38 protein-coding genes and 2 pseudogenes are annotated in these 25,197 nt (G+C 59.8%); 4 read left to right on the top strand and 36 right to left on the bottom strand.

Translation table 11 applies throughout. The annotated features are described in order from the left end of the window. Window positions 1-70: 70 nt before the first annotated feature. A complete protein-coding gene (locus tag PverR02_RS08175; protein ID WP_079443080.1) occupies window positions 71-1,222 on the top strand; it encodes a site-specific integrase in 1,152 nt (383 codons plus the stop codon). Here the strand turns inward: PverR02_RS08175 and PverR02_RS08180 are convergent. The 12 genes from PverR02_RS08180 to PverR02_RS08235 form a co-directional block, all read right to left on the bottom strand. Next, window positions 1,197-1,472: a pyocin activator PrtN family protein gene (locus PverR02_RS08180; protein ID WP_079443081.1), complete on the bottom strand. Its 276-nt coding sequence runs from the start codon at window positions 1,470-1,472 to the stop codon at window positions 1,197-1,199. The two genes, PverR02_RS08175 and PverR02_RS08180, sit on opposite strands and share 26 nt — an antisense overlap. An 11-nt stretch (window positions 1,473-1,483) precedes the next feature. Continuing rightward, window positions 1,484-1,735 carry a hypothetical protein gene (locus PverR02_RS08185; protein WP_079443082.1) on the bottom strand — a complete coding sequence of 84 codons (252 nt, stop codon included), beginning with the start codon at window positions 1,733-1,735 and terminating at the stop codon, window positions 1,484-1,486. Beyond that, window positions 1,732-2,049 (bottom strand): hypothetical protein, encoded by a 318-nt coding sequence (locus tag PverR02_RS08190; protein ID WP_079443083.1) that lies wholly within the window; start codon window positions 2,047-2,049, stop codon window positions 1,732-1,734. Before PverR02_RS08190 ends, PverR02_RS08185 begins: the two co-directional genes overlap by 4 nt. A 62-nt stretch (window positions 2,050-2,111) precedes the next feature. After that, entirely contained in the window at window positions 2,112-2,321 is a 210-nt protein-coding gene (locus tag PverR02_RS08195) for a hypothetical protein (RefSeq protein WP_079443084.1), read from the bottom strand. Beyond that, window positions 2,321-2,584: a hypothetical protein gene (locus PverR02_RS08200; protein WP_079443085.1), complete on the bottom strand. Its 264-nt coding sequence runs from the start codon at window positions 2,582-2,584 to the stop codon at window positions 2,321-2,323. Before PverR02_RS08200 ends, PverR02_RS08195 begins: the two co-directional genes overlap by 1 nt. 58 nt (window positions 2,585-2,642) lie before the next feature. Further along, the gene (locus PverR02_RS08205; RefSeq protein ID WP_079443086.1) at window positions 2,643-2,954 is read right to left on the bottom strand and encodes a hypothetical protein; all 312 of its coding nucleotides are present in this window, start codon (window positions 2,952-2,954) and stop codon (window positions 2,643-2,645) included. 62 nt (window positions 2,955-3,016) lie between these two features. Beyond that, a complete protein-coding gene (locus PverR02_RS08210; protein WP_174630503.1) occupies window positions 3,017-5,815 on the bottom strand; it encodes a toprim domain-containing protein in 2,799 nt (932 codons plus the stop codon). Between the two features lie 11 nt (window positions 5,816-5,826). Beyond that, complete coding sequence (locus PverR02_RS08215) at window positions 5,827-6,072, bottom strand: hypothetical protein (protein ID WP_079443088.1); 246 nt, start codon at window positions 6,070-6,072, stop codon at window positions 5,827-5,829. A 71-nt stretch (window positions 6,073-6,143) separates the two neighbouring features. After that, window positions 6,144-6,518, bottom strand: coding sequence for a hypothetical protein (locus PverR02_RS08220; protein ID WP_079443089.1), 375 nt, complete (start codon window positions 6,516-6,518; stop codon window positions 6,144-6,146). Then, complete coding sequence (locus PverR02_RS08225; protein ID WP_079443090.1) at window positions 6,515-6,808, bottom strand: ogr/Delta-like zinc finger family protein; 294 nt, start codon at window positions 6,806-6,808, stop codon at window positions 6,515-6,517. The genes PverR02_RS08220 and PverR02_RS08225 overlap by 4 nt, the downstream gene beginning before the upstream one ends. Then, on the bottom strand, window positions 6,805-7,278 hold the full coding sequence (locus PverR02_RS08230) for a YmfL family putative regulatory protein (RefSeq protein ID WP_079443091.1): 474 nt from the start codon (window positions 7,276-7,278) through the stop codon (window positions 6,805-6,807). The genes PverR02_RS08225 and PverR02_RS08230 overlap by 4 nt, the downstream gene beginning before the upstream one ends. Window positions 7,279-7,307: 29 nt before the next feature. Further along, a complete protein-coding gene (locus PverR02_RS08235; RefSeq protein ID WP_079443092.1) occupies window positions 7,308-7,520 on the bottom strand; it encodes a DNA-binding protein in 213 nt (70 codons plus the stop codon). Between the two features lie 86 nt (window positions 7,521-7,606). Between PverR02_RS08235 and PverR02_RS08240 the strand changes: the two genes are divergently transcribed. The 3 genes from PverR02_RS08240 to PverR02_RS32190 all read left to right on the top strand — a co-directional run bounded on the left by PverR02_RS08240 (window position 7,607) and on the right by PverR02_RS32190 (window position 8,578). Then, a complete protein-coding gene (locus tag PverR02_RS08240; RefSeq protein ID WP_079444994.1) occupies window positions 7,607-7,927 on the top strand; it encodes a helix-turn-helix domain-containing protein in 321 nt (106 codons plus the stop codon). 10 nt (window positions 7,928-7,937) lie between these two features. Further along, a complete protein-coding gene (locus tag PverR02_RS08245) occupies window positions 7,938-8,285 on the top strand; it encodes a DUF2511 domain-containing protein (protein ID WP_079443093.1) in 348 nt (115 codons plus the stop codon). 131 nt (window positions 8,286-8,416) lie between these two features. Continuing rightward, on the top strand, window positions 8,417-8,578 hold the full coding sequence (locus PverR02_RS32190) for a hypothetical protein (protein ID WP_161493716.1): 162 nt from the start codon (window positions 8,417-8,419) through the stop codon (window positions 8,576-8,578). A 49-nt stretch (window positions 8,579-8,627) separates the two neighbouring features. Here PverR02_RS32190 and PverR02_RS08250 read toward each other — a convergent pair whose 3' ends face one another. The 24 genes and pseudogenes from PverR02_RS08250 to PverR02_RS08360 form a co-directional block, all read right to left on the bottom strand. Further along, on the bottom strand, window positions 8,628-9,896 hold the full coding sequence (locus tag PverR02_RS08250) for a phage late control D family protein (RefSeq protein ID WP_079443094.1): 1,269 nt from the start codon (window positions 9,894-9,896) through the stop codon (window positions 8,628-8,630). Further along, window positions 9,893-10,333: a phage tail protein gene (locus tag PverR02_RS08255; protein ID WP_079443095.1), complete on the bottom strand. Its 441-nt coding sequence runs from the start codon at window positions 10,331-10,333 to the stop codon at window positions 9,893-9,895. Before PverR02_RS08255 ends, PverR02_RS08250 begins: the two co-directional genes overlap by 4 nt. Window positions 10,334-10,338: 5 nt before the next feature. Continuing rightward, complete coding sequence (locus PverR02_RS08260) at window positions 10,339-13,320, bottom strand: phage tail tape measure protein (RefSeq protein WP_079443096.1); 2,982 nt, start codon at window positions 13,318-13,320, stop codon at window positions 10,339-10,341. Then, window positions 13,310-13,429 (bottom strand): GpE family phage tail protein, encoded by a 120-nt coding sequence (locus PverR02_RS08265; RefSeq protein ID WP_078049802.1) that lies wholly within the window; start codon window positions 13,427-13,429, stop codon window positions 13,310-13,312. Before PverR02_RS08265 ends, PverR02_RS08260 begins: the two co-directional genes overlap by 11 nt. A gap of 8 nt (window positions 13,430-13,437) precedes the next feature. Beyond that, window positions 13,438-13,773, bottom strand: a complete 336-nt coding sequence (locus tag PverR02_RS08270; protein ID WP_079443097.1) for a phage tail assembly protein — start codon at window positions 13,771-13,773, stop codon at window positions 13,438-13,440. A 50-nt stretch (window positions 13,774-13,823) separates the two neighbouring features. Continuing rightward, complete coding sequence (locus tag PverR02_RS08275; protein WP_079443098.1) at window positions 13,824-14,339, bottom strand: phage major tail tube protein; 516 nt, start codon at window positions 14,337-14,339, stop codon at window positions 13,824-13,826. 57 nt (window positions 14,340-14,396) lie between these two features. Continuing rightward, window positions 14,397-15,572, bottom strand: a complete 1,176-nt coding sequence (locus PverR02_RS08280) for a phage tail sheath protein (RefSeq protein WP_079443099.1) — start codon at window positions 15,570-15,572, stop codon at window positions 14,397-14,399. Between the two features lie 111 nt (window positions 15,573-15,683). Continuing rightward, window positions 15,684-16,073 (bottom strand): hypothetical protein, encoded by a 390-nt coding sequence (locus PverR02_RS08285; RefSeq protein WP_079443100.1) that lies wholly within the window; start codon window positions 16,071-16,073, stop codon window positions 15,684-15,686. Between the two features lie 10 nt (window positions 16,074-16,083). Continuing rightward, a complete protein-coding gene (locus PverR02_RS32505) occupies window positions 16,084-17,523 on the bottom strand; it encodes a phage tail protein (protein ID WP_079443101.1) in 1,440 nt (479 codons plus the stop codon). Then, window positions 17,520-18,137, bottom strand: coding sequence for a phage tail protein I (locus PverR02_RS08295; protein WP_079443102.1), 618 nt, complete (start codon window positions 18,135-18,137; stop codon window positions 17,520-17,522). The genes PverR02_RS32505 and PverR02_RS08295 overlap by 4 nt, the downstream gene beginning before the upstream one ends. Beyond that, window positions 18,137-19,048, bottom strand: a complete 912-nt coding sequence (locus PverR02_RS08300; protein WP_079443103.1) for a baseplate J/gp47 family protein — start codon at window positions 19,046-19,048, stop codon at window positions 18,137-18,139. The genes PverR02_RS08295 and PverR02_RS08300 overlap by 1 nt, the downstream gene beginning before the upstream one ends. Further along, entirely contained in the window at window positions 19,045-19,389 is a 345-nt protein-coding gene (locus PverR02_RS08305) for a GPW/gp25 family protein (RefSeq protein WP_079443104.1), read from the bottom strand. The genes PverR02_RS08300 and PverR02_RS08305 overlap by 4 nt, the downstream gene beginning before the upstream one ends. Continuing rightward, complete coding sequence (locus tag PverR02_RS08310; protein ID WP_079443105.1) at window positions 19,386-19,964, bottom strand: phage baseplate assembly protein V; 579 nt, start codon at window positions 19,962-19,964, stop codon at window positions 19,386-19,388. Before PverR02_RS08310 ends, PverR02_RS08305 begins: the two co-directional genes overlap by 4 nt. Window positions 19,965-20,032: 68 nt before the next feature. Continuing rightward, on the bottom strand, window positions 20,033-20,752 hold the full coding sequence (locus PverR02_RS08315; protein ID WP_079443106.1) for a DUF4145 domain-containing protein: 720 nt from the start codon (window positions 20,750-20,752) through the stop codon (window positions 20,033-20,035). A gap of 89 nt (window positions 20,753-20,841) precedes the next feature. Next, window positions 20,842-21,300, bottom strand: coding sequence for a phage virion morphogenesis protein (locus tag PverR02_RS08320; RefSeq protein WP_079443107.1), 459 nt, complete (start codon window positions 21,298-21,300; stop codon window positions 20,842-20,844). Then, window positions 21,290-21,772 carry a phage tail protein gene (locus tag PverR02_RS08325; protein WP_079443108.1) on the bottom strand — a complete coding sequence of 161 codons (483 nt, stop codon included), beginning with the start codon at window positions 21,770-21,772 and terminating at the stop codon, window positions 21,290-21,292. The genes PverR02_RS08320 and PverR02_RS08325 overlap by 11 nt, the downstream gene beginning before the upstream one ends. After that, window positions 21,769-21,954, bottom strand: a pseudogene (lysC, locus tag PverR02_RS32510) (Rz1-like lysis system protein LysC); the annotation flags it as partial. The gene PverR02_RS08325 and the pseudogene lysC, both read right to left, overlap by 4 nt. Further along, window positions 21,872-22,312 (bottom strand): annotated as a pseudogene (lysB, locus tag PverR02_RS08330) (Rz-like lysis system protein LysB); the annotation flags it as partial. The pseudogenes lysB and lysC, both read right to left, overlap by 83 nt. Further along, window positions 22,309-22,512 carry a hypothetical protein gene (locus PverR02_RS08335; RefSeq protein ID WP_079443110.1) on the bottom strand — a complete coding sequence of 68 codons (204 nt, stop codon included), beginning with the start codon at window positions 22,510-22,512 and terminating at the stop codon, window positions 22,309-22,311. The gene PverR02_RS08335 and the pseudogene lysB, both read right to left, overlap by 4 nt. Beyond that, on the bottom strand, window positions 22,509-23,351 hold the full coding sequence (locus PverR02_RS08340) for an N-acetylmuramidase domain-containing protein (protein WP_079443111.1): 843 nt from the start codon (window positions 23,349-23,351) through the stop codon (window positions 22,509-22,511). Before PverR02_RS08340 ends, PverR02_RS08335 begins: the two co-directional genes overlap by 4 nt. Next, the gene (locus PverR02_RS08345) at window positions 23,348-23,671 is read right to left on the bottom strand and encodes a phage holin, lambda family (RefSeq protein WP_174630454.1); all 324 of its coding nucleotides are present in this window, start codon (window positions 23,669-23,671) and stop codon (window positions 23,348-23,350) included. Before PverR02_RS08345 ends, PverR02_RS08340 begins: the two co-directional genes overlap by 4 nt. 45 nt (window positions 23,672-23,716) lie before the next feature. Continuing rightward, entirely contained in the window at window positions 23,717-23,929 is a 213-nt protein-coding gene (locus PverR02_RS08350) for a tail protein X (RefSeq protein ID WP_079443112.1), read from the bottom strand. Continuing rightward, window positions 23,929-24,390, bottom strand: coding sequence for a head completion/stabilization protein (locus PverR02_RS08355; RefSeq protein ID WP_079443113.1), 462 nt, complete (start codon window positions 24,388-24,390; stop codon window positions 23,929-23,931). The genes PverR02_RS08350 and PverR02_RS08355 overlap by 1 nt, the downstream gene beginning before the upstream one ends. Before the next feature lie 102 nt (window positions 24,391-24,492). Beyond that, window positions 24,493-25,194, bottom strand: a complete 702-nt coding sequence (locus PverR02_RS08360; RefSeq protein ID WP_079443114.1) for a phage terminase small subunit — start codon at window positions 25,192-25,194, stop codon at window positions 24,493-24,495. Window positions 25,195-25,197: the final 3 nt, after the last annotated feature.

Genomic DNA, 25,197 nt, shown 5'->3' on the forward strand with positions numbered 1-25,197 from the left:
GTTTTCAGGCCTTTTTTAAGGCTCGGTGGTACGATGTACCACCCAAAAACTGACGCGTACCACTTTCGATATGGCGACTATCAGGGCAAGAAAACTGGCGGATGGGACTGTGAGCTACACGGCTCAGATCCGCATCAAGCGCGACGGAGTGCAAGTCTACCAAGAGAGCCAGACCTTCGCCCGAAAACAGGCCGCCCAGGCCTGGGCGCGTAAGCGCGAGTCGGAGCTGGATGAGCCTGGTGCGATCGAGCGGGCAAACCGTAAGGACGTCACCGTCAAAGAAATGATCGAGCAGTATCTGTTGGAAGTGGAGAAGGCCCGTCCGCTGGGCAAAACCAAGAAGGCCACGCTCGAAGCCATCGGCAAGATGGACATCGGTAAGCTGAACGATACAGACATCAATACCCAACGCCTGGTCGACTTCGCCCTTTGGCGCATGAGCAAGGAGGGCGGCGGGGTCCAGCCCCAGACCGCCGGAAACGACCTGGCGCACCTCGGCGCTGTTCTGGCGATTGCTAAAGACGCATGGGGTTACCAAGTCGATCCACTCGCGATGAGCGGTGCCCGACGAGTGCTACGGAAACTCGGCTACAACCTCAAAAGCCGCGAGCGTGACCGCCGGCCGACGTTGGACGAGCTGGGAATGGTGCTGACGCACTACCAAGCCATGCAGGCGAGGCGCCCGAGCGTCACGAATATGCTGAAGGTAGTGGGTTTTGCCCTGTTCTCCACGCGACGGCTGGATGAAATAACCCGTATCCGCTGGGTGGACGTCGACGAGCCCGGCCAGCGGGTACTGGTACGCGACATGAAGAACCCCGGGCAGAAGATCGGCAACGACGTTTGGTGCTATCTGCCGGACGAGGCGTGGCAGATCCTCCAAACAATGCCGAAGGCCGGCGAAGACATATTCCCCTACAGCCCTGAATCCATCTCCACGTCCTGGGCGAAAGCCTGCAAGTTTTTGAACATCGCGGACCTGCACTTTCACGACCTTCGACATGAAGGCGTCAGCCGCCTGTTTGAGATGGACTGGGACATTCCGCGTGTGGCTAGTGTTTCCGGCCACCGGGATTGGAATTCGATGCGTCGATACACCCACCTGCGCGGCAAGGGTGATCGCTATGTGGGCTGGGAATGGCACGAGAAAATCCTGAGGGCGCCCGTCCAACTGGGCGCCGCATCACAGAAGTGGCTTAAAAGGCGTGTTTTAACCCGTTGAGCTGGTTGTGCTCTTTAACCGCGGCGGCGCGCTGTCGATCTAGATATGCGGCCAGGTCAGTGAGATGGACGCCCTTGGCCGACTTCTGGCTCGGCTCCAGGCGTGTGATGGGGATCTTGATCTGACCACTCATCACCTTGCGCTGGAACATTTCCGGCGTCAGGTGCGTGAAGTAATCCCGGCAAACCTGCTCCAGCGAAATGATTGCCAGGCCGTCGTATTGGGCCATCAAGATAAAGGCTGTGTTCATGATGGACCCCCTCACATCCGAAACGATTGGTGAATGAACACCGGCTGAGCCTTATGTTCTGCGGGTTTCGCCATGGCGCCCTGGATTTCGCAAACGAACTGATGCCGCTTTTGGTTGGGCGCAGTCAGCGCCTCGGTCAAGCTAGGCACGACGTCGGTGCATTGCTCGTAGGCGTGGGGGCCGCTCCAGCTATCAGCCTTCACCACCTGGCAATCCGTTCGTGACGCATCCGCGCACAGGTACAGCAGCAGGAATACGGTCATGACTCGTCTCCCGGAAACCCTGGAAAGTCATCGTTGGCGTCGAGTTCTGCGTAAGCGAACACCCTCCAATGGATACCGCGACGAAGGTAGTGGCCGAGCATCCAATGGATGACAGCGGCTTGCTCATCTTCACTACGCTCCCCAATACAGTGCCCTTGCTGCCGCAGTAGCTGGGCTGTACTGGCTAATTTGGTGTGAGGAATACCAAGGATGTAGCGCAGGTCAGCGGTCAGTTCCAATGGTGCCGATACTGGTGTCACTGGCTCAAAAGAGTAAAAAGTGCGGGTGTCGCTCGAACTTTGATTTGAATGCATGGTGCTTCTCCTTTCAGGCAGTGGGGGAGTTGCAGCTCCCCGTGTCTGGCCTGTGTTGGGTATCAGTGCGCGTATCGACGCGGTTTGTTCTGTTTGGCCGCTTCACGCTCGGCCATGAATGCAGCCCATTCCGCCGATTTGCTCTGCTGACGGATGCGGCTACAGGCGCCGTGCTTCCGGGTGGAGCGTGCCTTGCCGCAGATGTCGCAGCGGCTGGGCAAGTCCAACCGGTGGCTCGCCATAGCGGGGCGGGTTCGGATTCTTGGGTCCATCAGTTCCCTCCCATGAGCATGCGCGTCAGTGCATTGGGCTGGCCGTCTGGAGTCAGCTTGTCGAGTGGTTGTGTGACACTGCGGCCGTTCCCGGCGCGCAGAGTTGCAACATTGCCGTCGATGGCGACGATCACGCCTGTACGAGCGCTCAAACGATATTCCCGACCGCCGCCGCTCATTGCGACGTAGCTGACCGTGTCGCCGATAGCCAGCTGGGTTGTGGTAGCCTCTACTGCGCCGCCTTGGGGTTGATTCACTTGCATGGTGCTTCTCCTTTGGGTGGTCGGTGTCGAGGGGTTGCAGCCCCTCGACACCACCTTCTTAACGGCTTTCGCCGGTTGGGTTTTGCTTCCGCACCAGGTGCAGCAGCAGATTCTCAAACTCAACAACCTCATCAGTTGCTGACTGCCATTCCAGAACTGCCTGGATCTGTTCCCGGCTGCACTCCAGCACCAGGATTTCTTTATCGCTTACCGCACGAACCTCCAGGATCGCGATCAATCCGGCGGAGTCATAGGCATCGGCGTGAACAATCTTCCCGGACTCGTTGAACCAGTCCTTCAGCTCCTTCAGATGCCGAAGGCGGTTGGTTTCCCCCTTTTCGCCGTCACCGGTTATGACTTGTACGTGCATGGTGCTTCTCCTTTGGGTGGTGGCCGGCGTTGCAGCGCCTGGCGGGTGTTGCTGTTGATTGGTCAGGCCTGGAAGTGCCAGCACTTCACGATGGGTTGTTTGGTGATGACTGCGTTGCTGGTCTTGGCCTGGTGAGCCCGTACCGCGCTGTCAGTGGCTTTGTTGATGTCGAGCAGCTTCCGGGAGCGGGAGTCTTTCAGGCGCTCGCGCAACTCGCTGACGTCGGCGATCTTCTGGCGATGCTCGGCCGCGCACTTCACAAAGTCGTTGAGGTTGATGGCGATGATGTTGTCTTTCTTGCTGTGGTTGACCACTGGGCCGTCGGCGTCGAGACCTTCGAGGTACTCGTACACTTCCCAGAATTCAGCCACTACCGGGTGGTCGGAGCTGATCGAAGACTGGCGCTCGATCGCCATGCGAATAATCTGCGTGCGGGTGTGGCTGATCTGCGGTTCAGTTAGAGGTACCACCACGCACAGGCAGTCGAGCAGGGCGAGCAACTGGGCGTGGTTCTTATTGATCCGCTCCACGCGGATGTAACCGCGCAGCTTGTTGCCACAGTGGTGACAATCGCTTTGCTCGTCGTGAAACGGGGTCTCGCAGGCGAAGCAATGCGAATGCAGATTGCGCAATTTCGCCTCGTAGCCAGGGATGCGCTGGGCGAACAGGTCCATCACTTCCAGCTCTTTGCGAACTGCCTGTAGAACAAAGTTGCTGAGTGTCGAGCCTTCCAGGGCGTTCAGACGGTCTGCCGCCGCGCGGCTCTCAGGCGTCACGTTCGGGCGCACAAAATGCAGTTTCACGATCCGGGTCATGATTGCTTCAGACGCCACGACAGGGGCGTTCTGGCTAATAGCGATCGTGCCGCGAAATGGGGGCTCGTAGGTCTCGTTGCCGGCGGTTTTAACGCCCTTGGTCGCCAGCGTGCCGCCGCCATAGTAATCCTTGAGTTCGTCCCACTCAAAGGTCTTGGCGTGGGCCTTGTCGTCGCCACTGCGGTCAGATTCCAGCAGCACGATGGGCATGCCGGAGACCTGGCCCATCAAGCGGCTGCGGCCGGCCTTGGTGGATTTGGATGGGTCGAACCCTTCGTAACCGTCCCGGCCCGCCAGTTTCCAGAGCAGGGTGAGCAAGGTGGTCTTGCCGGCGCCGGCTTCGCCCGTGGCTTCAAGAAACGGAAACGACTGGTACCGAGCGCGGATCTGTTCGGCGAACAGTGAGCCAAACCAGAAAGTCAGTGCGACGATGCCCTGAGCGCCGAAGCACTGCCACAGAAGTCCTAACCACTGCTGATCGTATTTTTTGCCATCCTTCTCCAGATCGATCTTCACGCCCTTTTGCAGGGTCTTGAGTTTCAGCTTGCCCATCTCAAAAAACTCCTCTTCGTTGATGTGGATGACCTGGCCCTCGCGGACGGCGACGTCGTTGAACACGTAGCAGTGGTATTCCTTGCTGTAGCCCACGTAGTCGATGGTCTGAACGGTCTTGATACCGAAAAGCTGGTCTTTCATGAGTTTGTCCAACTGTTGCCCACTGCCGGTGAACACGGCCCCAGCGCCCATGCCGAGAAGTCTTTTTTTGAATTCGCTGGCGGCGGCGACCTGGCCGCCGGTGAAGGTGTTTTTCACGGAGCCACCGTCGTGCGGGAAGTCGACGCGGAAGAAGTACCAAGACTCGTCGGTGATCTCGTTGCGTTGGAAATAGAGGGCCTTGGGGTAGCAGTTGGCGATTTCGACGACGCAGCCGGCCACGTTCAGCGCTTTCTCCCGGAGCTGCTTTTCGTTCAACACCTGGGTTTCTTGGCCATCGCTTTTATCCAGTGCTTGTTTGGCGCTGTTGTATTTCGCGATATCCAATTTCCACCAGTACAGGCGGGAGTCGAAACAGAAATGGAATTCCTCCCGCTCCCGCCACTGGTACATGAGCATTGCCTTGTCGCTGGCACTCTCAGCAATGAGCAGGGCGCCCTGGTGACGAGCTTCTTTCAGGTCTTTGTCGATGCGCTCGGCACGGGCTTTTTCGTCGTCGATAAACGCCCATCGCTGATGCAGATCGTTCCAGTCAACCTTGCGCGCATCTGGCTGCGATACCTGGGCGGCGTCGCAGGTGAAGCCGAGTTCGCGGGCACGTTTCACCCAGCTGCGTGTGTATTTGTGAGCGCCTGGCTCGTTGTCCAAGGCCCAAACCAACTTGGGTGTTTTACCGCCGCGTGCGGTGGCGAGTGCCTTCAGCGACTCTTCTGGAAACGCGTTTGACGACAGGGCGGCAACAGCAGATATACCGTTCTGAACGAGCGCGATGGCATCGAAAATGCCTTCAACAATCCACAGCTCGTCTACCTCCAGCAGGTCCAGGCACTGCGGGCACCACCAATGCCCCCTGTAGCTCTTGAGAGGCTGGAAGCGGGCCTTCTTCTTGCCGAAGCGGGAAGGCTGGTCAATCAAGCGCTCCCAGTACCCACCATGCTCCAGGGGAAAGCGGACGGTTGCTGAGCCGATGTTCAGGTCGCGATCGAAGTAGCTCTCCTGGGTGTACCAGCCCTCAATCAGCTCGACGCGAAAACCTCGGGCAAACGACAGGTACGCCTTGGCACTGGCAGCAGGCTGATCACTGGTGGCCGGCGCACGCTTGCTCCAGTCGTCGAACAGGTCCGGGTACAGCTCCTTGGTCGGAGCCATGTACCGGCATTTTTCCTCGCGGCCACAGCGTATGAACCAAGGTTCGTCGTGGCGGGAAAACAGGCGTTTCTGATTGCACTGCGGGCAGGTGCCCTTGCGCATGTAGTGCGTGCCGACCATGTGCTGCAGGCCGTAATCAGATTCCAGACGCTGAAGTACATCAGCGCGGATCTGTTGCTCCATGGGCTTGCGATTCACTGCGCATGCTCCGCAACAGCCACGACGAGCTGCTTTTTCAGCTCGCTGCGCGTCTTGCAGATGCCGGCCAGGTAGGGCAAGTCCTCAAGCACCTTCGGTGCCCGCTGACCGCTCGGCACATTCCGGTAGCGATCGGAGTACCAAATATCAGCCATGGTGACTTCGTACTGAGTGGTCAACCACAGCAAGTATTGCTGCGCCTGCTGTTCGTCCAGCTCCAGTTTTATGGTGATTTTGCTCATTTCGGCCACCAGTAAGTTGCAAATTTCCCCTACCCACGCGGCGCGGGCATCAATCAGGGATGGGGTTCGGATTAGTGCGGGAGGTTGCGAGTCAGCAGCAGGCGTGTGGGGAGCAAACGTGCTGAAACGGGGTGTCGCTGTTGGGTGCAGTTATCGAGCAGCCAGATGACAGGCCGGTACGCGCCGCTGTTGGGATGAACGCCCAGCCAGGCAATACGCTTGCAGGTCATGCTCTCGAATTCGGCGACGGCCAACTCAGCGATGCGCTGCACCAGGTGCTGGGGGACTTCAAGAGACAGCGTCAGGTACCGGGCGCAGTTCTCGAGCAGTTGGCTGTCACCAGCCAGATGCTCACAACGGTGGCGGTAGAAGTAGGCCACTGCCGCTTGTTGCATCGCCGCGCGGTAGTCGCTGGTGGGGTTGGTAGTCAGGGCGATGGTTTTCATACGGTTGTGACCTCCATTTCCAACTGGTCCAACAGATCGGGTTGATCGTTGGCTGTTTTCATTGCCTGGCGACGAATGACCACGTCCGCAATCGGCAGCTTTACAGCTGGGTTGGGCATGCCGCTGGGGCTGAGTTCGTGGGTCATTTGAAATTCAGAACGCACCGACCAGCCGCATGCTTCGTTGGTGCATTGCATGTAGGCGATGCGCAAAAAAATGTGCTGGCCTTCGCTGGTACGGATACGCATGCGGCCGTGGCAATGGGGGCAGACAAGTTTGTAGGTGCTCACTGTACGGTCCCCTTGCTGTGCAGCTGGATCGTGGCAAGTACTTCTGAGTGGCGGGCAGACATATAGCGGTTATGGGCTGCGATGATTGCCTCGGCTTCATCTGGCTCAATCACTCCATCGTCCAGCGCCTTGGCGATGATCTGGTCGACGACGCCCCGCTTGGCAGCCGCATTGACGGAGCGGCTGTAGAGGTCGACGTTGTCCAGCTTCTCTGGCTTGGCCAGGGGAACGAACATGCCGCCATACAGCGCCGCGATGTACTCCGGCAGGTGCGTAGTTCCTGCGTCCTGTTCCAGGCAGTGGATTTGCTCGTCCGTCAAAGGCCGGCTGCCGGCGTTTTCGTAGATGTGGTTATCGAACTTTTTGAGTTCGTAACCGAGGCGAGCTGCTGCGCATTCACGACCACCTTTGTAGTCGTTGATCACAGCGCTCATTACTTGCCGCTTGGTCGCTAGAACTGGGCGTTTCATCTTCTGGTTTCCCCTTGGAGCCAGAGGCCCTAGTTTGTGATCACGCCGTCTTTAATTCCGAGCAGCACGGCCGCCCGGTGAGCTTCACCGCGCAGACACTTTTTCTGTCCGTTCAAAACCGCGTAGACCGTCGATGGGTTGAATTCATTTTTTTGGGCCCAGTCTTTGGCCGTGATCCCGAGACGTGCGAGACGATCACGGGCCTCTTGGCATGCTTGCTCGATGGGGGATGCGTTCGGCATAGTCTCGTTTCGTGTGGTTTCGTGTGATGACAGGGGAAGAGTATTCAACGAGCGTTGAATAGTCAACTCAATAAGGGGTCGTTTTGTTGAATATTGGTGAAAGGCTGAGGGAAGAGCGCGTCCGCTTAGGTTTCAATCAATCGGATTTCGCCGCGATCGCGGGCGTGGCAAAGACCTCTCAGTTCAACTACGAAAAAGGCGATCGAAGCCCAGACGCGGACTACCTCGCCGCTGTGGCGGCCGAAGGTGTGGATATCCTTTACGTGGTTATTGGTCAACGGCTGCCAGTTGCAGAACCAACCCTGTCTGCTGATGAAATCGAGATGCTCGAACATGTGCGGTCGCTCGACGACGACGACAAAGGTGCGGTGAAAAGGCTCCTGCGGGCGTTCAATCAAAAAAAATAGGGAAGTGAGAATGAACCAAGGAATCAAGGTTTTGGCGCTGATGGCTGCTCTGGCTTTTTCTGCTACTGCAATAGCGGGGGCGAAGGTGCATACAGTCTCAAGTGATGAATTTGGCGACGTCTGGCCGTTCACTGTTGAAAGTGTCGATCTGATGTGCGAAGGCCCTTCGCCTAAGGCCTTGGCAAAGACCTCAGACGGAACTGTCTATGCGCTAAATGGGAGTGCCCGAAGCCAGGCCAAAAGTCGCGGCTGGGCGGACGGACAAGACATTACGAAGCCAAACCCCTCTATGCCAGCCATAAAGATGGACTACAGCAACTTTGTACAAATTGCGCAGGATTTATGCTCTAAGCCCTGATCCATTTTCTGAGAACTCTTACGTAGGCTGGTGGCACACCTATACGCGCTGAAAATTCCTCGCCCCTCCGGGTGCTTTGGTTGGCACCTAGGTTGGTGCCGGGCATCCGGATGTGTTGAAGGGAGTAACACATGTCCGCGAGTAACGAGGTGCAAGCCAAGCAGTCGGAGAGCGTTGAGTTTGAGAGTTTGAATCAACGCGAGAGATTGGTTTTGCAGATGTTCAGGCAACTTGATCAGCAGCAGCAAAAGGACATTCTGCGGTTTTTCGATGTGCTGTTAAACGCGAAGTGACGGAGGAGCCCGGCAATGCCGGGTTTTGTTTTTTGGGGCGGGTGAATCTTTATGTGCCTACGGTCTGCATTTTTTTCCACTCCCGATCCACCGCCCGCTTGGCCGTCTTCTCGCTCGCGTATAGCCACCGCAACCGTCTCGGTTTCGACTGATCCCCCGCCGTAATCGTCTTTTCCTTCCCAGTTTTATGGTCCCGGTAGTACGCGATGATCCCCGTGTAATCCCCTTTGTTCTCTTCTGCCAGGTCTTCAACATTGTCCTCCGGCAGCTTGCTCTCCAACTCCAAGCTGACCGTGTACCCGCCGTCCGCACTTAGGCTGTGCTGCACGTTGCCGCCATACCAGATGATCTCGTCGATTTCCGCTTTCACGCCCTGGAGCGTGTACGTCAGCTCGGGGATCAGATCCGGTCGCCCCATAGCCAGGCTGTAACTGAGTGTGGCACTGCCGCGTTGCAGGCGTCGGAACTCAGACCGGGCAGCGCGCAGGGCTGACTGCTGGTCGCTGTAGGTATGGCGCAGGTCTTTGAGGTTGTCACCGCCACCGGCAATGGCTTCCTGTTTTTTTGCGCTGTTCACGTCGTAGTAGTACGCGCGCACGCCGTCGTAGCTGTCGCGGTCGGCCTGCAGGTATCGGTGCTGGTCACCATCGGCGCGGGTGAGTGTTATGTGTGGCAGATCCAGGCCGCTGGCGGTCTTGCCTCCGCCGGCCGGTAGGCACAGCAGGCACCCGGCTTTGACGCTGGCCACCGCGTCGAATTCTTCGCCCAGGCGGCTGATAAGGTTGGCGTCGGATTCGTTGGCCTGGTCGAGCTGCAGGATGGGCAAGCCGTCGAGCGCGCCGGCAATGGTGGCGCTGAGGCCGTTGCCGATGGCGATATCGCCCAGGACTTTGCCGAGGGTGGTGTTGCTCCAGCTGCGCTCGCGTTTAGTTTTCAGGCCCTTGCGCAGGTCTGCCGATCGAGCGCGGATACTCAGCACATCCGGCGCGCCGCTGTGTTCGGTTTCGTCGACGGTATAGGTGCCTTTGTCCACCAGGCCGGTATCGCTCCAGCCCAGCCACAACCGCAACACCGCGCCCTTTGGCGGGATCGACAGCAGGCCGTCATGGTCACTGAGGGTGATGCTGAGTTGATCCGCCTCGACGCCGCGGTTATCGGTCAGCTCCAGGCTCATCAGGCGCGGGCTGACCAGTTGCGCGATGTCCATGCCGTCGACGGTGAGCCTGAAGGCCGGCACGGGATAGGCCGCGTCACGGACATACTGCTCGGCGGTGCTGCGCACGTAGCCGGTGACTTTGGAAATGACCGATTCGATCACAGCAGGCCTCGCAGGATGTTGGCACCGACGCTGGTAGCCGTGCCGAGCAGGTCGATGCGGTCGTCGTCGGTACGCTTCAGGCTCAGGGTGAACTCGATGCGCCGTGGGGTGCCGTCGCTGAAAAAGATGGTCTTGGTCTCGCTCATGCTTTCGATCACCCACAGGCCGTAGATCCGGCCACTGCCTTCGACCATGGGCCATGCCTTGCCGGTGTTTGCCATCAGGCGCAGTGTGTCGAGGCTGAGGGCGCTGCCGGCCAGCTCCGGGAGGATGATGCCGGGGAGGGTGATAGCGTCTTCGCCACGGCCGACGAATTGCCGCGCAGGAGCGGCGCCGATGCGGTTGTTGCTGGCGTGGCGCCAATCGGTTTGGCGTTGCAGCTCCTGGTAGGCAACGGTTCTGAGGCTGAACACGAACATGCCGAGGGCCATCATCATGGTGGTTATTCCAGGTCCGAAAGTTTGCTGCGCTGACGCGCTTTCTTTTCGTTTTCGATGCGGGCCAGCATGGCGCGCACGGTCTTTTCCAGGCTTTTCAGGTCTGTGCCAGGCCCGGCGGTGATGGAGAATTCGTAGGTGTCGTGGCTGTCGTAAACGGCTGCGGCGGGCGCACTGCTGATGGGTGGCGTGTTATCCACGGCAAACGCCGGCATGGCGGTGGCGCCCAGGGCCAAGGTGCCGGCGGCGGTCAGCTGTTTGCTCATGCTGGTCAGCGCGTTCAGAGGGCCTTTCTGCCCACCTTCCAGGCCTTGGGTGAGGCCCGCCATGGTGAACCCACCCAGCTCCGCGAACACCCGTGACGGGCTGTGGATGCCGAGCTTTTCCTTGAACCAACCGATGCTGGCGTCGCCGATCGAGCTGATGGTGTCTTTGACGGCGCCGAGACCGGCTGTCAGCCCATTGACCAGACCATTCACGATCATGCTGCCGAACTCGGTGAATTTCCCAGGCAGTTCCAGGCCGAAGAAGTTCATAACCCCGGAAAATGCCTGGTAGAACAAGCCAAGCGGGCTGAAGTTAGTGATCAACTGAAGAATGCCAGAGAGGCCCTGGTCAAAGCTGGTCTTGATGTTTGCCCATAGGTTGACGGCACCAGTGGCGATTGAGCTGATGCTCTGCAGCAGCGTCATGATCATGTTGCCGAAGGCTGCGCCGAACCGCTGCCCCATCGATTGGGCCGCGCCGCCGACGTCGTCGACCGGTTTCAACAGGTCACTGAACCAACCAATCAGACCGCTGATGCCGGCGGAGATCATGTCGAACAGTGGTTTTACGATGCTGCCAAGCAGCCGCAACGCAGTCCCCACAACAGGTATGGAATAGGCGGCTTTCGCCAGACTGCTCAACAGCCCGCCAAATTTACTGAATCCACTGAGTACGGGTTGCAGGGCTGCGGTAAGCCCTTGCCAGAAGCCGAGGAAGAAACCTTTTATCGGCTTCCAGTATTTGTAAACAAGGAAACCCGCAGCGATGAGGGCTGCAATTGCTGCCATCAACCATCCAATAGGTGTTGCGAGTATCGCAGTGCCGATTGTGCTGACAGCACCACCCAGTGTGGTAGCGAACAGACGGGCACCCTGGGCCAACATAGGGAACACGTTACGAGCCAACCCGGTCAGCGTGGGGAGCAACCGGCCGAGCATTTTGGTGATGCCGCCACCCTGGAGACCGAATATGGTCATGCCGTAGCGCAGCACGGCGAACGGTCCCAGCATGCTCGCCATGGTCAACGCCAGGCCACCGAACACGAATGCCAGCGCACCGATCGCGGCCACGACCTTGACCAGGCCGCCGGCCAATTTCGGATTCTCCCGGGCCCACGCTCCGATGCTGTTTGCGATCTCGCCCAGGGTTTTGATCAGGTCCTTTAGCTCCGGCGCAACGGCCGCGCCGAACTCTGCCATGGCGTTGGTGAAGCTGCCTTCAGCGGCTTCCATGATGTTGGTCAGGGTGTTGAGCTGTTCGTTGACGCGGGTACGCAGATCGGCCTGAGTTTTCAGCTTCTGTTGGACCTCCTGGTATCCGGCCAGCCCCTTGTTCATCATGGTGTTCAACGTGGTCAGGGTTTCAGCGTCATCCCCGAACAGCTTCTTAATGATGGCGTTGCGGTCGACGTCGTTGAAGGCCTTGAGCTTTTCAACCTGGGCATACAGGTTCTCCAGGCCGGCAAAGTTTCCCTTGTCGTCGGTGAACTTGAAGGACACGCCAGTATTGCCACCGGCCGCGATCTTGTTGGCGCTATTGACGTGGTCCCCGTCCAGCCCTGCCTGGAAGATTTTGCGGAAGGCGTTGCCGGCGGAGCCGCCCTCCATACCGGCCTGGTCCATCATGATCAGCAGCGGCGCCAGTTCCTTGGCTGCATCGATCCCTGACTTTTTGATGACGTCCATCACCGGGGCGATTTTGCTGAAGCCCTGGAGCATGTTGCCTGGGTCAACACCGGCATAGAACCCGCGCTGGATGGTGTCCATCAGGCCCATCATGTCTTTTTCAGTGGTGCGCGTAGCGTCCTGCATCTTGGCGGCAAACTCCGCCGCCTCAGTGGCCTCCATCTTCAGTTGAACGCCCAGGTACGCGGCCGCCTCACCTGTGCCGCCGAGGATGCTTTGCGCGCTCAGGCCCTGACGCCGAAGCATGGTCATCATGTTCTGGAAGTCCGCCGTGGTGCCTGGCAAGCGGTCGCCCAGCTTGGTGGCCAGGTCGGTGATCTTCTGGAAGTCCTCCGAGACCTTGCCGGTGTCGTCCATCATCGACACCTTGAGCTGTGTGGCGGAATCCTCATTGGGCGCGAAGGCTTTGACTGCGGCGGCAATCGGTCGGGTTGCAGCGTAGCCCACGCCCAGCCCTGCGGCGCCGTTCACCGCGAGGTTGCCGGCGGCGCGCTGGGACTTCTCCATCTGGCTACGAGCCAACGCCGCGCGCTTGTGCTGGGCGCTCAGCTCGGCCATGCGCTTGCCTTGCGTGCTGATGCTGGCGTTGGTGGCGTTGATTTGCTCGCGCAGCTGGCGCTCATGGGTGCCGAGATTTTTAGTGCTGATGCCGGCGTCGTAGAGCTTCGATCGCAGCCCTTGCAACTGCACGTTCTGTTGCTGGTGCTGCTGCTTGAGTCGGGTGGCCTCGCGCACTGCTGCCTGGAAGCTGCGGGTCATTGCCCTGGTCGGTGCATCCGTGGCGGCGAGTTCCTGACTCAGGGATTTGACGCGATCGCGTGCAGCGGTGAGTGACGCGCCGGTTTGTTCAGCAGCTGCCCGCTGAGCCCGCCAGGCGCTGACGTCCTTCTGCTGGGAGGTGAGTTCTTTCAGGCGGTCGCGAGCGGCCTTAAGGGCGCGTGCTGTCTCAATGCCCCCCTCGCTGATGTGCTTCAGCGGGCGAGTGGCCTTGTCGATGGTACTGAGCAGCACCTGTAGTCGCAGATCATTTGCCATCGGTCGAACTCCGCACCCTGGCGCGCTCGCGCCATTCCATCAGCTCTTGCAGGCCCAACTGATCCATATCAGCCGGTGCCCAGTGAAAAACCACCGCCAGGTCGGCCATGGCGTCGTCTACGCAACGAGGGATGCGTCCGTCTTCATCGATTTCTGTAGCAAAAAACCGCACACCTTGGTGCCGAGTGCGAACAGATCGGCAGGGTCCATCGACGTGACTTCGACGGCAGTGAGTGTCGGGTTACTGATGCGCGGCACGACTTTCACCAGGCTGTTGACGTCGATTTGCAGCAGTTCGGCCAGGCTCACACCGCGCAGCTCGCCCGCGTTGGGTTTGCGCAGGGTGATGCTGTTGATGGTGGTGGTGCCACGGCGGATCGGCGTGTCGAGGATGACGGTGTTGTCGTCGGCCAGTGGTTTGACGTCGGCTTGTTCTGTGGATACGGGTTTCATGGGCAAAGCTCCTAGTGATGAGGGATGTGGTTATCGATCGAGGTCGAGGATCAAAGGCCGATGGCGGAGCGCTGTTTCTCCAGCATGTCGACGCCGCCGACCTTCTCGATGAAGTTGAGCAGGTCGATTTCGATGATGTCTTCGTTGTCGACGGTCAGCTTGTAGTAGGTGCAGGTGGTGGTGATGGAATGCTCGGTGTCCTCACCTGGGGTGGCGTCACCCATTTCGATGGTTTCGTGACGGCCGCGCACGGTGACTTCCACCGCACTGACTTCCCCGGTGTCATCCTGTTCGTAAGCCCCTGCGAAACGCAGCGCTACCCCCGACGCATTTACAGTGCCGAACTGCTTGAGCACGATCAGATCGAGACCGCCGAGCTTCCACTCCAGCTGGATGCCATCGTCGGAGAAGCCCAGATCCGCCTTGACCGGTCCATTCATACCGGCGGCGCGATAGGCTTCCATCTTGCGGGCCAGGGCGGGCAGGGTGACGGTCTTGGCTTTGCCTCTGTAGCTGCCGCCGTCGTTGAACAGCATCATGTTTTTCAGTTTGTGTGGCAGGGCCATGGCGGTGTTCTCCGGGGTTATGGCACGGGGTTAACTCCCCTTGCGGGGAGGCCCGGTTTAAGCGTTTACAGCGGCTGCGAACTGCATCAGGTAGCGGTCGGTGATGCGCTGGCGCAGGGTGAGGTCCTCCAGGGGCGGCACAGGCGTGTAGTCGTAATCGATCGTCAGCTTGCCGGCCTTGAGGGTGTCTTTGTCGTTGATATCTTCCGGGTACCAGCAGCTCCCTCCGATCAGATAGCCCTGGGCAACCAGCTCGCGGAACTTGGCGTTGATACCTTCGATGATGTCCCGCACCAGGGACGCATGCATTGGCTTGTCCATGGCCCACATTTGGGCCTCAGCCATCGTGTCGGCAAGGATCTGAGCGGTGCGGGTGTAGTTTTCGAAGGCAAACAACGGATCGTCGCTGCAGGTGCGGCTACCCCAGAAACGAAAGCCGCCCTCGTTGATCAGGGTGGTGACCTCGTTGCTGTTGAGGTAGTTGGCGTCGGTGGCCGGGTTTTGCAGATCCCAGAACACGTCGGCGCTGATACCGGTCACGCCGTTGACGGCGACGTTGGAGAGGGTCTTGTGCCACCCGGTCTCCTGATCGATCTTCGCCCGCAGGCCCAGGGCGCGAGCCGTGGCATAAGCGGTAACGGTCTTGCTGGTGACGGTGTCCCAGTTCAGGAAGTCCGGCCAGATCAACATCAGTTCACGGGCACCGAAGTTTTCGCGGTAGGCGACCACCTCTTCCTTGGTTTTGCAGTTCCAGGCGCTCACGTAGCCGAAGGCTCGCAGGTCCTGAAGAATCGAAACGAGGGCGGTGGCTACCGGCTGGCTGTCGTAACCAGGCACACCGATGATGCGCGGCGTCATGCCCACCCGTGCCTTGGCAGCCAGCAGGGCTTTCATGCCGGTGTATTTGCCGTCGGCGGTGGTGGTGCCGATCAGCGCGCTGGTGGTAGCGGCTTCGTCTGCACCTTCCTTGACCCGCACGACGATGGTGTAGGGCTTGGTCTGGTCCGCGATGGCTTGCAGGCTGCTGGCCAGGGTGCCTTTGACACCGGCTTTGGCGATGGCGCTTTGCACGCTGGTCAGCAGTACCGGGGTGTCGAGCGGGAATACGAGCGGGTCCGCATCTTCTGCCGTGCAAACCAGGCCGATGACTGCGGTGGGGATGGTACGAATGGGGCGGGTGCCGTCGTTGAGTTCGATGACCCGCACGCCGTGGAGATAGTCTGAACCGGCCATGGGTGGTTGCCTGCGCTGTGATGGAATGACAGTGCACAGGCTGCCGCGCGCGCGCCGATTGGGCGAGCGCGTGGAGTTGTAGGGCTTGGCTATACAGGGCGAGAGAGAAAGTTATTGAGCGAACTGGTCTTCAGGCCACGGATATCGCGTTTGGATTTCGTTGAAGCGAGCAATGCCGGCGTCCCGCACCGCCTCCCAGCCTGCCTCGCCCATGACCTGCATGCGGCTGGCTTCGGCGAAGTAGCGGTCAGATCCAACAACAGGCTCAGCATAAGCCGCAAGCCGCAGACGCTCGACGTCTTCACGAGTCTGGGGAGCTGAGGGTAACAATTGCTTAGTGATCTTTCCGTCAGCATCAATCGACCAGATGCCGTCGTTTTCGCGGATGAGCCTTAACCATAACGCCTCATCAACTTCGACAGCACCTTTCGGGATTTCATGCATGCCCTTAATCAGGCGTTGATTAAGCGTTCCATCGGGATGAAATGTTGCGTAATTCATTGTTTTTTCCTCAAGTGCCAACCGCGATAAAACTCAAACCCGCCGAGCCTGTGACGCCGGTGTTGTAGGTCGTAAAACGATCGGCATACACGGCGCCCGAAGCACCGCCTATGCCATCACTCAGGCGAACGCTGTAGTCACCCGAGGCGTTGTTGTTGTACGCACCAACGACTACAGCGCCGACATCCGTTGGAAATGGGATGGGGAAGTACGTGGTGTTGATTGCTGAACCGGTGAGAGAAACCCCCACGTTCCATTGAACAATCCAGCCTTTGAGCCAGGTCGGAAACACGATATAGCCAACCCGGCCGATCAGAATCCTAAAGCCCCATCGTTGTTTCTTCGGCGTCACGATGGTGATGTCGTCGTCGCCGGCGTTGACTACGTTCTGCGGCGCAATACGTGCAAGACCCATGGCGCTCTCGGTAGCCTGAATAACTTTCGCGGCAATAGCCTGAAAGACACGCAGAGCATTCATGGGTTTGTTGGTATCTGCCCCTGTTTCGGCTTCGACCTGGCTGGCGAATGAAACACCGTACCCGGCAAGCGTGTTGGGCGTACCCGTCAAGGCCGAAAACTTGAGTCCGGTCAGGCCCGAGCCGACACCGGTGATCGGGCCGGTGATATCGACCCCGCTGGAGGTGACACGAATACCATTGCCACTCGCCCAGGGCGTAGAGCCGAGCCCCATGAACATCGAGGTGATGGCGTTGTAACTTCCGGTAAAACCAAGCCCGCCTTTCTCGCCACCGTTGCTCCCAGCGATGAGGCCGCTTGCCCAGGACGGGGACCCTACAGGCTGAATGTAGATCGCCTTTGCCTCGGCCATGTTGATGGAATCAAACAATGTTCCACCAATGAGGCCCATATCTTGGAACGTCGAAGGGTTATCACCACCAACGACGATGCCGCGCTTGTTGATGTTTACCCGCGTGTACCTGCCCTCTGGCCGGGTTTCAGGCAGCACGTTGAGAAACCACGCATCCACATATTCTCGTGTTGCCAGGACAACCGATGGATCAATTTTCAGCTCAATGTTCGACGTGTTGCTGACGATCAGGTTGATCCGAATGACTTGGGTGCGACCAGAACCCTGGGTAAGCAGGGGTTTGAATGTCGGTGCGCAGTTGGCAATGGCGACCAGATCGCCGGCTGCGTCATAAAGGCCGATCTCACGAATCCACCAGCCACCGATGCTTTCGGGGATGATCTGCTCGGCGATGATGATGCTCGCGTTCTTCGGGTCGACCTTCACCTGGTTGAGTGGTGCGCGCCGACGCTCGTTGATCAGTTTCGTTTGCGTGCGGCTGGGAATTGGCTCGGTACCGTTGGCATCCCCGACACCCATCTGGGCGAAAGTCCACGGCACGCCGAGCGCGTCCGCGTTGGCTTGCTTGGCCTCTCCGACGGCGGTGAGGATCGCGAAGAACTGGCTGTTTTGGTCGGTCATGGGTAAATGTCCATTGTGTCAATGTGATGTTCGCGGCCACCGACGGCAAGGTAGCCGCTTACATCGATGTCGCGCTGAGTCGGTGGGTAAACACTGAGTTCGTCGCCTTCGTAAACGCTGACCCCGATAAACACTGTGCCGGTGGTTTCGAGGCTGATGGCCAGGCCCGTCAGGTGGCGGGTGACCGGTCTGGCGTCATCGATGAGCCAGGTCAGCTCCTGATACATCTCTTCGGTGATACCGGTTTCCAGCACGCCCACCTTGATGGCGAACGTCCCTGGCACGCCCAAGGGTGTGGTCTGCCACCACTCCAGCACCTCAATCAGGTAGCCCAGCGGCTCGACGACGCGGCGCAGTGCACCGATGGTGCCCTTGCGCGAGTGGATGTAGTGGGATGAACGAATGGCGGTCCGTTTCGCGGCTTCCGTCCACTTGCTGTCCCAGCGGTCGACTGAAAAGGCCCATGCCAGGTACGGCAAAAGATCGACGGGGCAGGTGTCCGGGTTGCAGAGCTGTCGCAAGGGGATCGGTACGCGCTGGATCTGCGCGAGAGCCTGAGCCGCCTGGCGCTCCAGCGGCGTGGCGTTGGCCGGTAACAGATGCTGCTCAGCCATCACTCCGCGCCTCGAGTCAATCTGACGTCGGTGCAGAAAGGGGCTTGAGCCTTAGTCGCGACGATGTCTACCCAGCCTTCCAGCTCGACCTTTCGCACACCCTCGACATGCAGCGCGGCGTGCAGGGCCGATTCCGAGACCTCCATCCCCAGGCGGCGTCGCTGATGGACGTATGCCAGCAGGCGTTGCTCGGCAGCGGCCATCACCGGTTCCGACTCTGGCCCGCTCGACAGCAGGTAGAGCTTGGCCTCGACCGGATACTTTAGGATTTCGGCGCCCTGGACAATCAGGCGGTCGGCCACCGGCCGGCGGTCTTCATCGCTCAGGTAAGCATTGACGATGGCAAGCAGCTCGGGCGGCGCCGTGCCGTCGCCCAACAGGGATTGGACTGTCACCACGGCAACCGCAGGAGAGGGGCTTTCGGCCGTGGCGTCGCCCACGCGACCATCCGCAGCTCTGGCGTGGAAGATGTAACTGTTGCGTGGGCCGGCTGTGCTCAGACCCTCCCAGGCCATCTGCGCACGCTCGCGCAGGCTGTCGTCGCCTTCCATCAGCTTCGGGACGGGCGGCACCGCGTTGGCTTTGCCTTCCTGAATGACCAGGCGCTTGACGTTGAAGTTGGCCGCCAGCTGTTCCAAGTCAGTGTTGCGCGCGGTGGCAAGCAGATTGGCAAGCGATGCCTCGTTGACTCGCTGGCGCCACACGGTTTCGCGGTAGGCGTTTTCCTGCAGCAGCTTGGTCAATGGTTCCGATTCAATCTCCAAGCGTGTGGCGATTTGGGCCTGCTCTTCGGGCGGCCAGAGGCTGATCATATGAGCTTTGCGCTCAGCCAGGATCTTTTCGAAGTCGACCTGCTCGACGATCTGCGGCGCGGGCAGCTGGCTAAGGTCGATGGCGACGAAACTGTTCATACACTGCCTCCCAACTGCAGCGGCACGCTGAGGCTCAGCGGTTCATTGGTGTCCACCACAGTGCCCTCCAGATCGATCAGGGCCTGGCCTTGCATATTCGCTCCCACGAACTGCACGCGACTCAGGCTGATCCGGGTTTCCCAGCGCATCACTGCCATGACTGCGGCGGCGTATACGCGCAGGCGTGTGACGTCGTTGAACGGGTGGTCCACCAGCTCGGGCAACAGGCTGCCGTATTCGCGGCGCTCGACGCGTGTGCCGATGCGAGTGGTGAGAATGTCGGTGATCGACTGACTGATGTGCTCGCGCTCGCTGATGGCGCCGCCGGTATGTCGATTCATGATGGGATCGGCACTCCGGACTGGTCGCCGCCGGACTTGACGCCGGTGTGCGGGTGGTTGACTAGGCTGACCCCGGCGGCGACCACGTCAACCGAGACGTTAACCCGGCCAGTGACGGTTTGATTCCCGGTTTGGATGTAGTCGCCCCGATGCGTGATGTCGCCTATCAGGTTGATGCCGCCGGTGCTAATCAGGTTGGTAGTGCCGCCGTCGACCAACGTGGCGTTAAGGTGGTGGGCCACGCTGTCGTACTCGATCACCGTGCCGTCGGCGTAGGTGCGGCGGTGCAGGCCGGCGCGGTTGCCATTGGCGGGGATGTGGTCGCTGGGTAGACCGGTGATGACGACGCCATTGGCGAGCTGGCCGGATGGGCTGAACAGGATGACCTGTTCGTCGACGGTGGGCGGGTCCCATTCACGGTCTGCCCCGGCACGTAGGGCGAGCCATGGAAGCCAGGCGGTGGTCAGTGTCCCGGTTTTTACCTGCACGCGTGGGGGCTCCATCTGCACGGCGGCGATGACGCCGAAGCGGATGAGATTTTCGAGCATGCGGGAGAGGGCGGCTAAGTCGTTCATGGCGCCGATGGTGGCGCCACGCGCGTGGGAGTGCAGCTTAGGCGGGTTGTAACAGCGACATGTACAACTTAACCGTTGGGCTTAGCCGGCTTTTTAGGGCGCGGATGTCGAGCAGGAATACCTTCAGTCAAACTGAGTGCTGCCTTACCGGTAACAACGACTCGATATATGAACTGCTCAAGTGTTGTGATCAGAATCGCAAACGCTTTCTGGTCAGGTGACCAGCCACGGTGAGCAGCTGCGCTCCCTGCATCGGTGACAACGGAAAGCGTGTGGGCTTCTGTCTCACCGATATATCCTTGCTCCTGTAACTCTTTAACTTTCTTTTCCAGAGAAAGACCTGGATCTATTTGTAGAATTTCTGTAGTTCGATCTAACGCTGTTCTTAGGCCAACAGATGCAAGTATAAAAGAGCCAACCTCATAAGCCTGATAGACCTCATCCAATATCGTATGGAGCTGCGGGTCTATCTGCCCAATACCCCAAACCCAGTCTGGTTTCTGGCTTTTCTTCTCCGGTGCTGGGTACGTTTCAATTTTTCGAGGATTAAAAATAATTTCCTTTCTGGTAACCGGGTGATAGCCACACTGCCAGTTTTCCGAGTTCCAGCTACTTTTGTGATAGAAAACAGTTGTACAGCCTGCGCACTGAGCAAGTTTGTGATCGTCTTGGCCATTTAGAGAGTGCTCTCCATCTGTCCAGTCCCAGACATCTTCAAAAGCCCCGAGAATGTTGCATGTTCTTTCTCCATCGCATCTAGGGCAGTGTGCAAGAAATGTACTTGTCATACGGAGAGCTCCTTTCTGACCGGTTAAGGTTTAGTTCGGCACTGAACTAAACCTTTTGGGCTGTTTTTACACCCGATCGGCAAATGAGTCTACGCAGTCAAATGAGAAAGCAAGCTATCCCGAATCAAATCTAGGTCTGATTCCGTAAAACCGAGCACTTCGCGTTGCTCATATCGCACGTCAGGAGCACTACGCTCTGCTCGGTCCTTTAAACCATACTGGTGAACTCTGGCAATCCGTGCAATGCGCCCGGTGAAGCCCACCGACACGGCATTGCTATCCCCTCGGGCCTTCAGATACGACGCGGTCCGCAGCTTCTTGAACATCGCCAGCTTTCGCTTAACCCGCCCCTGCTTCCCCCGAAGGTTCCGCTGCTTGCGCGGTGCAAATTTGCTCCCGTCGGGGTTTTCCTGGGCCATGACCCGTTTCTGCTGATTGCGGCGCAGCTCTTGCCCAATGCTCCGGGCAAGTTTGCTGCGCTTCCCTGGCTCAAGCCGATCCAGTAGCACCGCCGCCCAGGTCTCCAGCGCTTCCAGGTTATTTGCCATCAGGCACCCTCCATTCGCTGGTGTTGCCCTGGGCCCCGGGCTTCCAGTTCGGGTCGAGGTAGCCCGCCACGTACTGTGGTTCGTTCGGGTGCTTCACGGTGGTGTTGCCCTGGTCATCTTTTCCGACCACCACCCGCTCTGTCAGCGGCAGGGTCAGACTGAGGTCCACCTTGTTTTTGTCGAGGATGTCGGCCTCGAACTGGATGCCGGTTTTGACCTTGTCGAGGCTCTCCAGCAGCTCGGATTGGTTGACGCTCAGCCAACCAAGGATCGGCAAGATCACGCTGTCGGGGTGGCCGGCGAACTCGGTGAGGATGATCTGCAGGTCAAAGCTGTATTCAAACGATAGGGTGTGCGCGGCCGTGCAACGGACCTTGCCGTTGTCGATGAAGATCAGAAGGCGGTCGGGGTTGTGCTTGAACTCGGCAACGGTAGCTAAAAGGTGCGCGCGCAGGCTTTCTGGCTTGTTCATGGGTTGCCCTGCTGGTGTTTGTAGACCATGTCGACCTGAGCCGCGCAGTCGGCCCAGGCGGTTTCGGCGCGGTCTTCGTCGGTCAGTAGATCACCGTTGTTGAGGGGGCTGGTCGCCAGCAGGTGGCACGGCACCACGGCCGGACAGCCAGTCACGATAAGCGGCGGCGCCAGTGATGGCGGGGCGCTCGCGCAGCCGGCGAGCAGCGTCAGGCAAAGGCTGAGCAGCCCAGTTGCGTAGTTCGTCGTTTTCACGTTTCAGCTCCTCTATTGTTCGCTCGCGTTTCGCCAGGCTCTGGTGCAGTTGATCCTGCTGAGCGCGTAGGGTGCTCTGTGCGTCGCGTTCCTGTTTCAGGGTGGCAGTGAGGGTGTTAGCGGTCCGCAGGTTGCGGTCGGCGTCTTCGCGGGCGGTCTTGGCCGTAGCGTTTGCCAGCTCGGCTTGGCTTTCGGCGACGTCGATGCGCTGTTGCTGGCCCCAGATCAGCAGCGTCAGGGCGCCGAGCAGGGCGATGCCGTACAGGGCCTGGCGCAAGGTACTCACGCGCGGTACCAGCCGAGTTTGTTCATAGCCGCGGAGTCGAGCTGCTTGATGGGGCCGCGCACGATCACGGCCCTCGCGCCATTCATCAACTGGATGGCCTCAGCCAACAGCTGCATGTCGTCCTGTTCGGTCGACTCCGGCACCACCAGCAGGTCACCGTCCTGCACCCGAAGTTTTTGCAACGCTTCGAAGTCGATCATGCCGCCACCCCTTGTCCGCAATCGCAGCCGGCGTGCCGCTCGTAGGCGCGCTGGAGCTTGGTGTCGTAGAGATTCCGCAGATAGTCCGGTCCGTTGTAGAGCTTGGCGAATTCGGCCCATTTGCGGGCTTTCAGGGTCTTGTGTAGCGCTGGGTCGGTCTCGATAAAACGAGTGAAGGCGTCGAACTGCTGTGATTCGTCGGCACTCATCGCTGCCACGAAAGCCTGCACGCTGGCATAGCCGAGGCGCTTCCAGTGAAAGCCCATGATCTGAAATGCGCCCCAGGAAGCCGACTCCAGCGCGGCGGTGTCGTCGATCAAGCGGGCCATGGCCAGGCGCTGGTGTTCGGCGGTACCGCCGATGTATCCGCCGGGCTTTGGGTTGACCAGGGCAGGGTTGGCTGTGGCGAGGTGGTCGGCATGACGTTTGAGTTCGGCCGTGTCGTCGCCTGAGTTTCGGGCCGTGGCGAGCTGGCGGTACATGATGTGTCGTTCGAACAGGATCACCGGCTTGCCGTTATCGAGAAAGCCCTTTCCCTTGGATTCCACTTCGTTGACCGCGTAGATGGCCGCAAGCGGTACGCCGAGGCGTTCGGCAGCGGTCACCAGATCGTGGTTGCGTAACAGAGCGGCGCAGTCGCCACCGGCCAGGCTGGTCTGGGTCTTGGTGCCGGCGATGCCATCGGCTACCAGGCCGACTTTGACCTGATAGGCGCGGACAGCGGCTTCGGTGGTGTCGCCGTAATCACCGTCCGGCACGAGGTTGGCGCCGTGCCGGTTGAGGTTCTTTTGCAGGATCAGCACCGCTTGCGAGCGGTCGCCGTGGCGAAGAGTGGTCATAGCTGCTCCACCTTACGGTTGAAAAATCTCTTGGCCGCCGCGCGGGTACCTTCAACGCCGAGCAGACCGATGACCCCACCGAAAAACGGCGCGGTGGATGTCGGAATGCCAAGCAGGGCCAGGCCATGGCTCGCGGCCAGGGCCAGCGTGCCGCACAGCGGGGCCTCGATCAGCATGCGCCGGAGGGTGCCGCCGCCGTACATGATCCGCAGGGCCGCGATGATCAAGGCGAGGACTCCGGCGTACAGAGTCGGCCAGTTCTGTTCGAGCCAGGCGGCGAGCCAGGCCCAGGTGTCAGGACGTTCAGGCATGCGCTTCATTCCGTTGTCCAAGGTTGGTGGGTTCAAGGGCTTGGTGCTGCAGTGTCAGTCCCATAGGTTCACCATCTGCCGCTGGGGCGCGCTGGTTTGGGCTTCGGGCATGTTGACGACAAGGCCTTGCGGCAAGATGGGGCCGTGGTCGGCCAGGCCGGGGTTGGCTTCAAACACGGCCTCGGTGACGCCAGCGGTTCGGCCGTAGTGCCGCCAGCAGAGTGCGTCGACGGTGTCGTTCTGATTGGCGCGGACGGCGACGGGCATCAGATCAGCTCCACGGTGGTGCGCGTGCGGCCGAGGAAGTCGCGCACCGCCCAGCGCAGGTCGCGGCGGTAGTCGTCGATGTTCGGGGTGAGTGCTTCCGCTTTGTCGCTGCCGGTGTTTGTGGCGCTGTAGTCGCGGTAGCGCTCGCAAACTTCGGCACCGGTTCCGGCCTCGATCGCGCGGCGGTAGAGGTGGACCTTTACCGACACGTCCTTGATGCGATCACCCGGCACCTCGGCCAGGGTGGTGTAGCCTGCGGCTTGTTGCGCGGCTCGCCATTCGCTCAGTTCGTTGTTCAAGTTGATTGCGGCGGCGATCACTGCGGTTTCCAGGCGGGCCGGGGTGACGCTGCCGTCGATGCGCAGGGTGGCGCGCAAGCCGTCCAGATCAATCGACGGCCAGAACGGGTCGGTGTTGATATGGCCGCTGTCGACGGTGCCGCTGGCTACAAATGCACTCATGACTGCACTCGAAAATAGGTCGCCGGTGGTCGGGGCTTCACGTTCAGGAGGAGCGGCCTGGCCGATCCGCCCCGAGCCGGCGGGGTGCGTGGGGACGCTCGGTTAGCTGCTGGGGGCAGCCTGTTTTTTCAGGAGACGCTCGGCGCCGTCCAAATCCTTCTTGCCGCCGCAGCCGTCGTGTAGCTCGATGGCGCGTTTGAGTAGATCGATACCGGCTTGAATCTGTCCGGGCTGGCCTGGCTCTTCGGCGGTGATGCCATGCAAGGTCGCGCGGCCCGTTGCCAGGAATAGCTTGGCGCGGGCCTGATCGGGCATGTCTTCGGCCTCGGTCAGCTCGACGGTGCGGTGCAAGATGCCCAGGTCGAAACTGCCGTTGGCCTTCTGGGCTTTCAGCGCGGCGGTGGCAATTTCCTCCGCCACCAGGCAACCGGTGGTGCGCTCAAAACGGTCAGGCATGATCAGCTTGTGCTTGAGCACGTAGTCCGCAATATCCAGGGCGCCGCTGTAGTCCTCGACGTCAATGCGCCAGACCATGACGGTGGTCATGACGTCGTCTTGGGCGCCGTTGCCGGCTTCAAGTACACCCTCGACATACGGGATGTGCTCGGGCAGCAGTTGCAGCTTGAGCGCGGCCTTGCCTTCGTTGGACTGGATGGCTTTCAAGCGCAACCGGTCCTGCAGCAGCTGATTCAGCTGATGCTCGTAGGCGGTGGCACCGGCCATAGACTGCTGCGGCGCCGTTTTGGCCGCTTCCATTGCCGCGCGAGCGCGGCGTTGGTGGGCTTGGGCGATGCTGAGTGCCATGGG

Source organism: Pseudomonas veronii, assembly GCF_002028325.1.
GTDB classification, from domain to species: Bacteria; Pseudomonadota; Gammaproteobacteria; order Pseudomonadales; family Pseudomonadaceae; genus Aquipseudomonas; species Aquipseudomonas veronii.